Source organism: Mucilaginibacter sp. UYCu711 (assembly GCF_050433825.1).
Taxonomy (GTDB): Bacteria; Bacteroidota; Bacteroidia; order Sphingobacteriales; family Sphingobacteriaceae; genus Mucilaginibacter.
Genome location: NZ_JBNPWM010000011.1, coordinates 145476 through 159835 on the forward strand (window position 1 = coordinate 145476; position 14360 = coordinate 159835).

Consider the following 14360-nt stretch of genomic DNA (forward strand, 5'->3'; position numbering starts at 1 on the left):
TTAATTTAACTTTTAGGTTTTAACAATGGCAATACCAATAGCCGCACAATAAAGTGCGCTACCAACGACAGAGCGAAGGTAAACACCAATATCATCATTTTTTTTTGCATGGTATCAAAATAATCCAAAAACAATAACTGGCCGGTGCCGCTATACAGCAACGCCAATACAAACACCAGCACACCTGTTAACCACAAGGTTAAATGCGAATAAAAATAACGGGTAGGTAACAGTGCTGATTTTTGGAAAGACGTAAAAAGTAACACTACGTGTGCAATAAATAATAAAGCGGCTGCGGTAAGAATAAGATAAAACATAAGCTTGATGTTCCGTCGAGTTTTCGTAAAAATAAAAAAACCTAACGATATTCTTAAAGGGAGCATTGTTTTACTGATTATTACTATTTGTTGTTAAAACATGTAACGTTCAAAAAAAAGGTGTGTCTTTTAGAACAATTACCAAAACTTTATTAGACCACATGAAGGCACTTCTACTTATTTTAACATTCTGTACACTATCTATTTTTTCGAAGGGCCAAAGTCAAAAGGGAACATTACAGGGGATTTTAATAGATACCACAACAGCGCAACCGCTCCCTTATGCAACAGTCAGTATTTTCAGGGCCAATGACACCACATTAATAAGCTACCGGCTAAGTGATGAAAAAGGCGGGTTTAGGGTTACTGCCGTACCTGCAGGCATAAAGCTGCGGATGATAATTACCTATATGGGTTTTACCATTTACCGAAAGGAGATGCAGCTGCAAAGTGGTCAGCAATTGCTGGATGTGGGCAAGTTGCGCCTACAAACATCAGCAGTTAATTTAAATGAGGTGATGGTAAGGGCAGAGCGCCCGCCAGTTGTAGTGCGCAAAGATACTATTGAGTTTAACGCAGCCGCTTTTAAAACCCTGCCGGATGCATTGGTTGAAGACCTGCTTCGCAAACTACCGGGTGTAAATGTTGATAAAGACGGTAATATTATGGTTAATGGCCGAAAGGTATCAACCATTTATGTTGATGGAAAAGAGTTTTTTGGCGGCGATGTGCATATCGCATCAAAAAATTTACCTGCCAATACCATTGATAAAATACAGGTTACTAATGATAAAGAAGCGCTGCAAGCTAATCCGCTTATGCGTGAAGCCGACATCCCCCAGGTAATAAACCTTAAGCTAAAACCCGGAATTAAAAGGGGCGTATTCGGCAAAGCCTATGCAGGCGCAGGTGTTAAAAATAAAGCGGAGATTGGCGGCCTGCTAAACTTTTTCAGGGATACTACACAGCTTAGCGTTTTGGGCTATGGCAACAATTTAAACAAGGCGTCTTTTTCTTTTACAGATATCAGGTCTGTTGGTGGTTTTGGCCGTAGCGGCTGGGGTAATGCCAATGGCAATGGCACCGGCGGATTGTCTATCGATAAAGTATCTTTTGGCGGCTTCGGTAATGGGCTAATGACGTCAAGCGGCGGCGGTGGTAATTTTAATACCATCATCAACAAAAAGGTAGATTTTAGCTTTAATTATTTTTACGGCGCTGTTGTTTCTAACTTTGACGAGCTGCGTAATACACAGCAATTATATAATGATACTATTCTTAACAGCAGGCAAAATACTAATCAGCATACCAGCCAGTACGCGCATTTAATTGGTACTAAAATAGGGTTTAACATTAATCCGCACTTGCATATTGAGTTTAGGCCGCAGCTGATATTTGTAAAAGAAAACACCAATCAGTTTTTTAATCTTAACACCACATCCAGTGTTAAAGGAGCATTGAGCACAAGCGACAATAACCAGGACGGCCGCAATAATTCTACTACCTTTATGTCGTGGTTAAAGGTGATGCCAACCTTTACCAAAAAGGGTCGCAGCATGTTCTTTGTTGATGCTTTAACTATTGATAACTCGAAAAATAACCTCTTCAATTTAATTCAGAACTCGTTTTTTCAGCCGCCTGCGCAAAGTACCGTCGACCAATTGCGTAAAAACGATGTAGTAAATACCCGAAACTTTATATTGTTAACTTATTCTGATTTGCTTACTCCGTCATTGAACTTTAGCTCAAGCATTACATCTAATTATTTTAGAAATAAGAACGACCTGGGCACCTTCTTTCCTGATACCTTTGATCAGTATGTTATCGGGGTGCCTGCCCTTACACAGGATTACGAACGTACAGGACACCGCACCGACGCCACAACCGGCATAAAATGGAAAATTAAAAAATGGAGCCTTGGCCCGGGTATAGATTTAGCCATCTTTGATGCTAAGAGTATTTTCTCTACAGGTAGCCCGGTTAACCAGCATTATCGGTTTTTATTGCCAAGTTTTGATTTAGGTTATGATGTTTTCAACTTAACCTACAACCGCAACTTCAGCGAGCCTGCGCTGGCCAACATACAGCCAATTATTAATAATACCAACTCGTTATTCATTCGCTATGGCAACCCTGATCTTAAGCCGTCGATAAGTAACTCGCTGACTTTTGGTGTCAGAAAATACGATACCAAAAGTTTGCTTACCTATAACTTTAACATCAGCGGCAGCGTTATTGATAACGCAACCATTGTATCAAGAACTATCAACAGTGCGGCAGTGCAAACTACTATCCCCATTAATACTAACGGCATCTGGTCGTTAAGTAACAACCTTGGCCTTCAAAAAGACTGGAAAATGGAGAACAACAAACAGGTGTCGTTCATAGCCTCAAATAGTAGTTCGTTATATAGCTCGTTCGTGGTGCTTAATGGGGTAAAAAGCGGGTTCCGGACGTTGAATATCCGGCCATTCGGCGAGGTAAGGATCAATTTAAATGATAAGTTCGAACTTGACCAATCGTACACCTTTACCCATTACCACAGCAGTTATGAAAGCGCCGAATTTAACAGCCAGACACTAAACTACCATGATACCCGCAGCGAGGTGATATACCGCCTAGGCCAGCATTGGGTTTGGGAAACGCAGTTAGATTATCGCTATAACCCAAATGCAGTGCCGGGCCTGCTGCAAAGCTATTATAAATGGAATGCAGCCGTTACCTATGTTTTTCTTAAGGGCAACCGTGGCCAGTTAAAATTGGCGGTAAATGATATTCTTGACCAAAATGTTTTAGCCACCCGGATGATCCGCGAGAACCTGATAGAAGATATGCAGGGCAGTACCATCAGGCGATACGGATTGCTTACCTTTACTTACAATATCCGCAATTTTGGCGATAAGGTTGGCGGAAGAAATCAGTTGTTCAGGTTTTAACCTGATTTACTTATATTGGTAATATAAAGTTTAAGGTAATTCGTTTAAAAGGCGGTGAGCAATGAAAGTAAGCAATCTGAAACCTAACGGAAGTGTTGCAGAATATGTGGAAAGGATTTTGGTGATTGATGATCATCAAGTTTCATCACCGTTTGCTTTGCCGCTTTTTGCCAATGGCACGCCAACTTTACTTTTCATATCAAAAAAGGGGATAATTAAAGGCAGCCCCGTTAATCATCTACTGCTATTTGGCCAGACCATTTCGCCTGAGTTTTTAACTTTTACAGAAGATTTTACGCTGATTGCTTATTTTTTTAAGCCATTTGCGCTGCTATCATTATTTGGGGTATCGGCACAGGAGCTGACGGATAGGATTATCGACATTAACCTGGTATCGCCTCAAATAACTAAAGAGTTGCAGGAAAGATTATTAAATGCCGACAGTGCAGTGGATATGCTGGTGTTAATTGATAATTATATTGCGAAGCTGGCCTCTCAGCAAAAGTCAGATTGTGCCATCATTAAATATGCTACTCAAAAAATTATAACGTCGCCTGGTAAGGAAGTATTGCTGCAACTTCAAAAAGAACTGAATATCACCGAACGGACCTTCCAGCGTACTTTTGAAAGAAACGTGGGCCTGGCCCCAAACCTGTACCGGCGAGTGTGCCAGTTTAATGCAGCTTTTCAGCAATTAAATAATTCAAGGGATGTCCGCTTAACTGATATAGCTTTTCAGCATGGGTATGCCGACCAGAGCCATTTTATACGCAGCTTTAAAGAGTTTACCAATTTAACGCCTAAACAATATCTCAACTATTAGCATTTTGTCGGTTTTGTTCTATTTTGCGGTTGTCGGGCCCTATACCTTTGACTTAACAATTAAAACAAAAACGTATTATGACAAATCAAATGTATCCATGTTTATGGTTTGACGGCCAGGCCAAAGCAGCAGCAGATTATTATTGCACAATATTCAGGAACTCAAAAATTCTTGCAGAAAACCCAATTGTAGTTCAGTTTGAGTTAAATGGAAATAAATTTATGGGCCTTAATGGCGGGCCAAAGTATAAATTTACACCGGCTACCTCATTTGTTATCGAATGTGAAACCCAGGAAGAGATCGATCATTATTGGGATAAATTAGGAGAGGGTGGCAGGCATGACCAATGCGGCTGGCTCGATGATAAGTTTGGTGTATCATGGCAAATTGTACCCACAGTTTTGCATAAGCTGATGACCGATCCTGAAAAGGCCCCAAGGGTAATGCAGGCTTACATGAAAATGTCGAAGTTTGATATTAAAACGCTAATGGAGGCGTAAAATGAAGAAGCCATAAATAATTAAAATAGAAGCCTTTAAGTATTAACTTAAAGGCTTTTTGCATTGCTGCTAAGTTTCATGCTTATTAGTGTACCTTACAATAATTTGGATCTCATATTCGACGAACTGATCGACAGTTACCTTGCTACTAATGTGGGCACGGTTAAAAATTTTCTTAGCAAAGCACTATCGGCCCACTTGGCCGATAATATCAGCTCGCTTTATGCAAACGACTTGCTTTTATATGCAGGTACGGGGAATAATGTGCTGGTGAACCATGATAAACTGATCCGCAGTGATAAAATTTATTGGTTGGACAGGCTGCATAACAACAGTTTTGAAAATGATTTTTTTGACCTGATGGATCGCTTTGTCAGCCACCTTAATACTACCTGTTATACGGGCATCACCGGTTATGAATTTCATTATACGCTTTATGAAAAAGGGAGCTTTTACAAACGGCACCTTGATAATTTTAAACAGAACGGAACAAGGGCCTACTCCATGATCATGTACCTTAATAATGAGGTTGATGGGGGCGAATTACGTATTTACCAGGGAACTGAATGGCAGGATATAACCCCAAATGCCGGCAAAAGCGTCTTTTTTAAGAGCAACGAACTGGAACACGAAGTTTTAGTAACCCAATTGCCAAGAATGAGCATTACCGGGTGGTTAAAGGTTGCCCGGTAATACTCATTAATAATAAATTTTATAATTTTTTATGCTGATAGGACCTGATCACTACCGGGCCCAACAAGCCGGATGGTTGCAAATGCGAGTTTGCATCCCAATGCCTGTAAGTATTAAAAGTTACCCGCTTTGAATTGCGTTTAATTGAAGTGTCCGATAACCAATCAGGCCAGGCTTGCGGGACAGCGTTTCTCCATGTAAGGTCGTCAGGCAGCTGAGCATCGCCTATTAAACGGTTTGTCCATAAGTTGGTGATGCGTATTTCAAGATTGTTTTCCCCGGCATGTACGGCATCCCCAACATCTATTCTAAATGGCACTTTCCAGAGTACCCCCAGGTTTTTCCCGTTTACAATAACTTCCGCAATAACACCTACGCTGCCCAGGTCCAACTCTAATGAGTTGCCTTTTTTAAGTAGATCGGTAGTAACAGTAAACTGCTTTTTATAACTAGCAGTACCCGAAAAGTATTTTATTCCCTCGTCGGCGGACAGGGGCCAGGAAATAAGTTTTTGAAATGTGGCGCTGGCAGGTGCGCCTAAATTTTTAGCGAAGCTAACCTCCCACGTGCCGGATAACTCAATTGGTTTTGGTATAGTCTTAACCACCACAGTTTTTGCTGAACCGGGAACAGTGCTGTAAATGATCTTCCCTGCAAATGGTGTAACCCAGGCAGGTGCTCCGTTTTCAAAAACCAATTTTGGCTGAGGGCCGTCTATTTCCAAATGGGCCAGGCTTCCGTTTTTAACCGTAACCTGCCGTGTTTCGCCACCGGTTAAGTAGGTTAAGCGAAGTTCTGTTTTAATGCCCTTTTCAGCTGGAGGTATCCCAAATAAATTATCGCTAACGGTAAAAATAAGCGTGTTTGCGTTAATCAAGCTATTTACCTTTGTGGTTACATCATATATCGGGTACTTCGGTAATACGCCTTTTATTTCGTGGGTAAATTTACCGTATAACGCCCTTATCAGCTTAAATTCCTGGTTGTTGAAATTGATATCTTCCTGGGCATTTTCTACCATCGTTAGCTGCTGCCGTTTGCCGCCTAACTCATACTCAACCCGCATTTCTTTCATCGTGCCCGGGGCCGGGTCGCCAACGCCCAGACTGTTATTGGCAGATAAATGGATGCCATCCTTTGTAATACGTGCGGCCAACGCAGCTGTAACATCAGCCATGCCATCAGGCAAAAAAGTACCATACTCGGCTTTTATAACCTGTAGCTGAGGCAGGGGCTTTAGTTGCTGATGATCTAACGTGGTTTTAACGTTGGTTAGGTGATAAGATATAGATTTGGCATTACTAAAAATCACAAAAACAGACCCGGTGGTATTAAAAGAGAGCGGGATCTGCGTAGTATTGGCCGGCCCGTTATCCCAAACTAAAATATCGTCAACAGTACCTGTTTCGGGGTTCCATAACTGCGGCTTTTTACCTGTCACCCTAAACCGGCATATTTCGGTACGGCTTTCGTTTCGTGGGTTAGCTACAAAATAAATATCGTCATTGCCGCTTACACGGTGAATAAAATTGAGATCAGAACCAGCAGGCCCGCCCGAAAAATCAGGAGCTACATTCAACTTTTTAAAGACATCAGCTATGGATATGTTAGTTGAAATTTTACTGGCCCATAACTCATTAGCCAGTTTAGTAACCTGCACATCACACGCCGGATATCCCTGCAGGCTTGGCGACTTGATAGGTTTAGATCCCGTTATCACCGCACCGCCGGCAACCAATTCTTTGATCTTTGACAACAGTTCAGGAGTGGCCCAAGTTGTCTCGGGTAGTAATAACAGGCGATAAGTTAAACCGTTTCGGGTATAAATCTTACCATTTTTGGCCGTAAGGTAAATTAATTGATCCGGGCCTATCTGGTCATAATCATAGCCAAGCGCTTTAATATCCGACCGTAATAGGGCATCATTCGGCGAAGCTTCACCGGTAAACACCAAAATATCTGCATTGCTGCGTCCTTGCTGGAGCAGGAATTGTGAACGCGCTACGTAATTCATGTAAGCATAGCTTTGTTCCCACCAGGTATTTAGCCGGCTCATTTCAATACCGTACTGATGGAAGGTTAACCCCGGCGCCATGTTCCATGGTTGGTGTACATAGGTATGAAACATAAAACGGTTAACGCCTTCGGTCCACACATAATCGCCAATCGACTTAAGTGTTGCGGGATGATTGAGATACCCGCCAATGCTGGTAAACGACTCGGCACCAACTATGGAGTTGCCTTTTAAGTGGGAGATAGATGCAGCTAACCTTGAAGATTCTGAATAAGATGAGTTGCCCAGCCAAAACTCGCCCATCACGATATCTCCGGTTGAGCCCGCCTTAAGCGCTTCAAACGGCCCGCCATATGGCTCGACCGAAAATTTCATCCCGGCTTTATGGCATAGCTCACCAAAATATTTATAGTAATTATCGGCTATCAGGTCGCCTATAGTTTTGCGGAAATCCCACAAGAAGCGCTCAGACACCTCACCGCTTTCTACATAGTAGCCTGCCAGCGTTGGTAAGTAAGCTATACAATCATAATGGCGCAGTTTCTTGAAATCCTCTGCAAAACCGGTTGTCCAGTTGTTGCAACCTACTTCGTAGCTATCTATCAGGCAATTGTTGAGCGTTGTGCCAACTAATGGGCCCAATTTATCAACGATAGGTTTTATGCCGCCTGCCCAATAGGCATCAATTGCCGGGCGGCTCATTTTGTTAACTTCCAGTCCACGTCCCCCTAAACCTGTCGGGCGATTCTCGGTGCCATTAGGCGTGTAGCCAAATCTTAATATTGTCCAATCACCTGCAGATGCCTGCCATTTCAACGTGCCGTCTGCTGACATTTTTGAAGTCAAGTCTATTATCCCGGACTTGTCAATTACCGACGAACCGTCGATTATTTTATCACTCGGATCTGCATGTGGAAGGAAAGAATCTCCGGATAATGTTTTGAGGCTCAATTGGTCTATACGTTGATTGCCTTTAGGTGTAGGGAAGGCAATTACCGCTATATCGTTGTAGTAATTAAATTTTGTTGCCGGCTGCGCTAATTTTTGGTTGATAAGGTTGCCACCCATAACCTGGGTTGTGCTGTAAACTACAGTTTGCATGGCGTTTTCCGGCGTTACCCAGGGCCCGCCGCTTGATGACCAGCCGGGACTGTTATTAAAGCCAATTTCCAAACCTAACCGTTTCGCTTCAGACACCGCGAACTTAAAAAGCTCAAGCCATTTAGGACTTAAATAGGGTGCGGGCCCTTCCGGGTATCCCTGGCCCACGTTAAAGATCTGCGCTTCCTGAATGCCAACACGTTTCATGGCTTCCAGGTCAGCAGTGATACCCTGCTTTGATATATTGCCGTTTAACCAATGCCACCAGGTACGTGCCTTTGCCGAAGAGGGAGGATTTTTAAACCCGGATAATAAAGCGTTTTGTGCTTGGGCGATATTTATAGTAAAGTATAGCGCTAACGCAGCTATTATAAAAAGTCTCCTGTTCATTCTGTTTAATTGGTAGGCAACAAGATAAACACAATGTGGCCATGAACTATCCCCGGCTGTCTTGTTTTATATTATTGAGGTACCGATATTAAAAAGATCATAGAACTGTAGTCCTCGTTTAATATATTGCAAGATCAGAAATTTTACAATCACAAATGGCGAAACTTACTGCTTCGGCACAATTACTTCTTGCTAATAAAGAGCTTGCTTTACAAAATAAGGAAAAAGAAAAACGGGCGGCCGAATTGTTAACAGCCAATGTCGAACTATCCTTTCAGAATAGTGAAAAAGAAAAAAGAGCTGCAGAGCTAATCATAGCAAACCAGGAGCTTGCCTATCAAAATATTGAAAAAGAGAAGAGGGCAGCAGAGCTGGTGTTGGCAAATGTTGAATTGTCCTTCCAAAACAGTGAAAAAGAAAAACGGGCAGCTGAACTCATTATTGCTAATGCTGAACTGATCCTGCAAAGTGAGGAAAAGGAAAAAAGGGCACTAGAATTAAGTTTGGCCTACAAAGAGTTGAGAAAAGTGGAGAAACACCTAAAAGAACATATTCTTGGTTTAGAGGAGATGATGTTTATCACCTCGCATAAAGTTAGAAAGCCGATTGCCAATATTCTGGGATTGTCTGACCTTTTTTTCGAATCTATTCAGTCGCCCACTAAACTCCAGCAACTCATTTCTTTTTTAAAACTGTCAGCAGAAGAGTTGGACGATTTCACTAAAGAATTGACAGGATTTATTAGCAAATTAGAACAAAAGGGAAATATTTAATTATAGCAAAAACGCGTAGGCTATATAAGTGACGGTTTTTTTAGAACGTTATTGAATTATATTATTCTGGTTACCAATTTATTATATTAGCAAAAGGTGTAGTTCATAATCTTTCTTATTAATACGAAATTATACCATTATTAATAATATAGTTCAAAATTGTATTATATTTGATGCGGAAATTAAAACAACCTGATTTCCCGAAGTAATGTTAAAATCAGATCTAAGTGATAAAGATTTTCTTGCGGAAAAATCATCGATAGCAGTGATCGGCTCGGGATTTTCTGGTTTAAGTGCAGCCGCCTATTTAGCCAAAGCAGGACATAGTGTCAATGTTTATGAAAAAAACACTGAAATAGGGGGGCGCTCTCGTCAATTGGTTGACAATGGTTACACTTTCGATATGGGGCCAAGCTGGTATTGGATGCCGGAAGTATTTGAAAATTTCTTTAATGACTTTGGTTACAAGGCATCAGACTTCTACGAGTTGAAACAACTTGATCCTGGATTTACGGTTGTTTTTGGTAAACATGATGTTTTAAATATACCTGCGGATTATGCTGCCTTAGAAACAATGTTTGAATCTATTGAGGCGGGAAGTGCTAAGCAGTTAGCACTTTTCTTAGAAGAGGCTGCTTATAAATACAACACAGGTATGAACAAGCTGGTGCATAAGCCCGGCCTTTCATTACTGGAATTTGCCGATTGGGACCTGATTAAGGGCGCATTTAAACTCCAGGTGTTTACTTCTTTCAGCAAACACGTTCGGCGTTTTTTTAAAGATCAGCGCTTAATTACTCTGATGGAATTCCCGGTACTTTTTTTGGGTGCAATGCCCGAAGATACCCCGGCATTGTACAGCCTGATGAATTATGCGGGACTAAAACTTGGCACCTGGTATCCTAAAGGCGGTTTTGGCAAAGTGATAGAAGCAATGCAAAAAGTTTGCGAAGCACAGGGTGTTGTTTTTCACACCGATTCGCCGGTAAACCATTGCCAGGTTGTTGATGGACGGATCGATCAAATCAGCACAAAATACGGCGATAGCCATTACGACGGTGTTATCGCATCTGCAGATTATCACCATGTAGAGCAACAACTGCTTGAGCCGGGCCTCAGAAATTATGATACAAATTATTGGAGTGAAAGGGTGATGGCTCCTTCAAGCTTGATCTTTTACTTAGGCGTAACCCATAAAATAGAAAAATTAGAACATCATACCTTGTTTTTTGATGCAGACCTTAAATTACACGCTAAAGAAATATATAAGGATCCCAAATGGCCTACCAAGCCACTTTTTTATGTTTGCTGCCCCTCAAAGTCGGACGATAGTGTAGCGCCCGACGGGCATGAAAATCTATTTATTCTCATGCCGCTGGCTCCTGGTATTGAAGATACGGAAGCGCTTCGGGAAGAATATTTTGACCTGATCATGGGTCGCCTGGAAGATTATACCGGCATAGCGATCAGAACTGCGCTCGACTACAAGAAAAGTTACTGCGTAAATGATTTTAAGGCAGATTATAATTCCTTTAAAGGCAATGCCTATGGCCTGGCGAATACACTACTGCAAACCGCTCACCTTAAACCTTCCATCAAAAATAAAAAGGTAAAAAATTTGTTTTACGCCGGGCAGCTCACCGTGCCTGGGCCGGGAGTGCCGCCTTCAATTATTTCCGGTAAGGTTTCTGCTCAATTGCTTACTCAATACCTCAATCATAAATGAAAGAACGATTTGATACCTTATCTGCTACGTGCAGCAGGGAAACAACCCGGTTATATAGCACCAGTTTTTCGCTGGGAATATTATTTTTCAATAAAGAAGTACGCCATCCTATACACGGTATCTATGGTTTTGTAAGGTTGGCCGATGAGATCGTGGATAGTTTCCATGGATATCCAAAATCGCTGATGCTGGCCGAATTAAAGGCCGACACCTTCACGGCTATCGAACGTGGCATCAGTGTTAATCCGGTTATCAATTCGTTTCAACAGGTGGTAAACCAATATGGCATTAAGCATGATCTGATCAAGCTTTTTTTAAGCAGTATGGAAATGGATCTGGCTGAACAGGCCTATACTCCTGAAAAATATGAAGAATATATTATGGGCTCTGCACAGGTTGTCGGGCTAATGTGTTTGCATGTATTCACTAATGGCAATGATGAAGAATATGAACGCCTAAAAATTCCTGCCATGAAGTTGGGCTCCGCTTTTCAGAAAGTCAATTTTCTTCGGGATGTTAATACCGACTACCAGGAACTTAACCGCACTTATTTCCCCGATGTAGACTTGTCTGCATTCTCTGACGAAAACAAGCGGGCCATTGAACAAGATATATTGAATGAATTTAACGAAGCTTTAACCGGGATCAGGCAATTGCCACTTTCCTGTCGTAAAGGGGTGTACCTTGCTTACGTTTATTATAAACAGTTATTTCGTAAGATTGCGAAAGTACCTGCCGAAAAGGTGATGTCTGAAAGGATACGGGTATCAAACGGCCATAAATTTTATTTGATGTTCGATTCATTGATCAGGTATAAATTGAATGTGCTATGAAAGTTTTAATGTATCTTTTCATGGTACCGTTGGGTGCGCTGGTAGTTCAAGTTAATGATTTGAGCAAGATACGTGGGCTTTATAAAAGTGCCGCTGAAGTTAAGGTGGATGCGGTACAACTAAATAAGTTAATGCTCCAGGTGGATAGTGATGCAGCGCCGCTGCTGGTTTGCTATAAAGGCGCTAATGAAATGATACAGGCTAAATACACAATAAATCCAATTGTCAAGTTTGCCAAGTTTAACAAAGGAAAAGATTTGATTAAAAAAGCTTTCAGCCGTGACACCCTCAACCTGGAAATGCGGTTTATCCGGTTTTCGATTCAAAGTAATCTGCCCACTTTTTTGGGCTATCGTGATGAACTGGATAATGATAAGCGGTATTTGCTGAACAATACCAAAGACAGCAAGGATACTATACTAAAAGAAATGATTTTTAACTATTTAACTGGTTTAAACGTTATTAAACAGGAAGAATTAAAACAACTGAAAAATTGAAAGAGAGTGTAATGATCGTTAATGCCAGTGGCGAGGCTATCGGAACGATGGATAAAATGGCCGCTCACCGTTCAGGTACGCTGCACCGTGCCTTCTCTGTTTTTATATTCAACAGCCACGGGCAATTGTTGCTGCAGCAAAGAGCTTTAGATAAATATCATTCTGCCGGGCTTTGGACAAATACTTGTTGCAGCCATCCCCGTTTAGGCGAAAAGACACCTGACGCCGCCCATCGGCGTTTGCAGGAAGAGATGGGAATGGATTGTGAGTTAACAGAATTATTTCAATTTAGTTACCGCCATGAGTTTGAGAACGGGTTGATTGAAAACGAATACGACCATGTTTTTATGGGCATCAGTGATGAACTGCCGTTACCTAATCCTGACGAAGTAAGTGATTTCAGGTATATAGATACCGACCTGCTGCTATTTGAATTATTGGAGCATCCCAATAAATACACCGCCTGGTTTAAAATATGTCTTGAACAGGTTTTAGAAATGTACTATAAAGTTGTTTAAAATGAATTTGCTCATTAACATCGCTATCATATTGGCCGCATTTTTAGGCATGGAAGGTGTAGCCTGGTTAACTCATAAATATATTATGCACGGTATTTTTTGGCCGTTGCACCGGGATCATCATTTGAAAGAGCATTATGGATTTTTAGAACGGAACGACCTGTTTTTTCTGATATTCGCTATGCCGGGCATTGCCTGTCTTGCTACCGGAGCATTTTATCAGGTAACTGTACTGACCTGTATCGGTACAGGTATCACCCTTTATGGTGCTTGTTATTTTTTTGTGCATGACCTGTTTATCCATCAGCGTATAAAAGTGTTGCGTAATTCTGAAAATCGTTATCTAAAAGCTATCAGGCGGGCGCATAAAATACACCATAAGCATACAGGCAAATATGATGGTGAAAGTTTTGGGATGTTGTGGGTTTCCTGGAAATATTTCCGCAATACATCAAAAAACGATCCGGTATGAAATTTACCTATTTGCTGATCGATATTTTTTCGGTACTTGTTCCGTTTATTTTTTCTTTTCATCCCGGCCTGAAATTTTATAAAAACTGGCCCTTTCTTTTCCCGGCGATGTTATTGACAGGGATATTCTTTATTAGCTGGGATATGTATTTTACCCATTTAAAAATATGGGGATTTAACCCTTATTATTTAACGGGTGTTTATATTGGCAACCTACCCTTAGAAGAGGTGCTTTTCTTTTTATGTATCCCTTATTCTTGCCTGTTTACTTATTCCTGTTTAAGCGTACTTATTAAAAGGACGTTATCAAAGCGCGCCCAACTTACTATCACTTTGTCATTGATAGCCTTATCCGTTTTTATAGCTGTCCGGTTTCACGTTTTAAGTTATACCAGCTATACTTTCGTGGTATTGGCAATACTGTTGATTATAGCGCAATTTATTTTAAAAGCAGACTGGCTTTCTCAATTTTACACCACGTATTTAATGCTTTTATTTCCTTTTTTGATTGTAAACGGCCTGCTTACCGGGACAGGCCTTGCAAACCCTATAGTGTGGTATAATCCATTACATATTATCGGGCTGCGCATACTCACCATACCGTTTGAAGATATATTTTACGGGATGGATTTGATCCTGTTAAACGTGATGATCTATTCAGCTATAAACTACCGGGCTGCCCGCACTGCATCCAAAAACGCGAAAGCTGAACTCTTTAAAAGAAACTAAATTTGAACTGTTAGCCGATACTTATAATTTTACAACAAT

The 14360-nt window shown here is 41.2% G+C and carries 13 protein-coding genes; 11 read left to right on the forward strand and 2 right to left on the reverse strand.

Annotated features, from left to right (window positions below; translation table 11 throughout):
* Nucleotides 1–5: 5 nt before the first annotated feature.
* Nucleotides 6–317 carry a hypothetical protein gene (locus ABIB50_RS21890; protein WP_429383310.1) on the reverse strand — a complete coding sequence of 104 codons (312 nt, stop codon included), beginning with the start codon at nucleotides 315–317 and terminating at the stop codon, nucleotides 6–8.
* Nucleotides 318–478: 161 nt separating this feature from the next.
* On the opposite strand from ABIB50_RS21890, the gene ABIB50_RS21895 reads away from it, so the two are divergent.
* The 4 genes from ABIB50_RS21895 to ABIB50_RS21910 all read left to right on the forward strand — a co-directional run bounded on the left by ABIB50_RS21895 (nucleotide 479) and on the right by ABIB50_RS21910 (nucleotide 5269).
* Nucleotides 479–3253 (forward strand): outer membrane beta-barrel protein, encoded by a 2775-nt coding sequence (locus tag ABIB50_RS21895; RefSeq protein WP_429383312.1) that lies wholly within the window; start codon nucleotides 479–481, stop codon nucleotides 3251–3253.
* Nucleotides 3254–3314: 61 nt separating this feature from the next.
* The gene (locus ABIB50_RS21900; RefSeq protein ID WP_429383314.1) at nucleotides 3315–4076 is read left to right on the forward strand and encodes a helix-turn-helix domain-containing protein; all 762 of its coding nucleotides are present in this window, start codon (nucleotides 3315–3317) and stop codon (nucleotides 4074–4076) included.
* A 77-nt stretch (nucleotides 4077–4153) separates the two neighbouring features.
* Nucleotides 4154–4576, forward strand: a complete 423-nt coding sequence (locus ABIB50_RS21905; RefSeq protein ID WP_429383316.1) for a VOC family protein — start codon at nucleotides 4154–4156, stop codon at nucleotides 4574–4576.
* A 78-nt stretch (nucleotides 4577–4654) separates the two neighbouring features.
* The gene (locus tag ABIB50_RS21910) at nucleotides 4655–5269 is read left to right on the forward strand and encodes a 2OG-Fe(II) oxygenase (RefSeq protein ID WP_429383318.1); all 615 of its coding nucleotides are present in this window, start codon (nucleotides 4655–4657) and stop codon (nucleotides 5267–5269) included.
* A gap of 19 nt (nucleotides 5270–5288) precedes the next feature.
* Here ABIB50_RS21910 and ABIB50_RS21915 read toward each other — a convergent pair whose 3' ends face one another.
* A complete protein-coding gene (locus tag ABIB50_RS21915; protein WP_429383320.1) occupies nucleotides 5289–8774 on the reverse strand; it encodes a glycosyl hydrolase in 3486 nt (1161 codons plus the stop codon).
* Nucleotides 8775–8929: 155 nt separating this feature from the next.
* Between ABIB50_RS21915 and ABIB50_RS21920 the strand changes: the two genes are divergently transcribed.
* From ABIB50_RS21920 to ABIB50_RS21950, 7 genes are all read left to right on the forward strand, one after another.
* On the forward strand, nucleotides 8930–9547 hold the full coding sequence (locus ABIB50_RS21920) for a diguanylate cyclase (RefSeq protein WP_429383322.1): 618 nt from the start codon (nucleotides 8930–8932) through the stop codon (nucleotides 9545–9547).
* A gap of 208 nt (nucleotides 9548–9755) precedes the next feature.
* Entirely contained in the window at nucleotides 9756–11273 is a 1518-nt protein-coding gene (locus ABIB50_RS21925) for a phytoene desaturase family protein (RefSeq protein WP_429383324.1), read from the forward strand.
* Nucleotides 11270–12106, forward strand: coding sequence for a phytoene/squalene synthase family protein (locus ABIB50_RS21930; protein WP_429383325.1), 837 nt, complete (start codon nucleotides 11270–11272; stop codon nucleotides 12104–12106). Before ABIB50_RS21925 ends, ABIB50_RS21930 begins: the two co-directional genes overlap by 4 nt.
* Nucleotides 12103–12603 carry a hypothetical protein gene (locus ABIB50_RS21935; RefSeq protein WP_429383327.1) on the forward strand — a complete coding sequence of 167 codons (501 nt, stop codon included), beginning with the start codon at nucleotides 12103–12105 and terminating at the stop codon, nucleotides 12601–12603. The genes ABIB50_RS21930 and ABIB50_RS21935 overlap by 4 nt, the downstream gene beginning before the upstream one ends.
* Entirely contained in the window at nucleotides 12600–13121 is a 522-nt protein-coding gene (gene idi, locus ABIB50_RS21940) for an isopentenyl-diphosphate Delta-isomerase (protein WP_429383329.1), read from the forward strand. Before ABIB50_RS21935 ends, idi begins: the two co-directional genes overlap by 4 nt.
* 1 nt (nucleotide 13122) lies before the next feature.
* Nucleotides 13123–13593 (forward strand): sterol desaturase family protein, encoded by a 471-nt coding sequence (locus tag ABIB50_RS21945; protein WP_429383331.1) that lies wholly within the window; start codon nucleotides 13123–13125, stop codon nucleotides 13591–13593.
* The gene (locus ABIB50_RS21950; RefSeq protein WP_429383333.1) at nucleotides 13590–14321 is read left to right on the forward strand and encodes a lycopene cyclase domain-containing protein; all 732 of its coding nucleotides are present in this window, start codon (nucleotides 13590–13592) and stop codon (nucleotides 14319–14321) included. The genes ABIB50_RS21945 and ABIB50_RS21950 overlap by 4 nt, the downstream gene beginning before the upstream one ends.
* Nucleotides 14322–14360 lie beyond the last annotated feature (39 nt).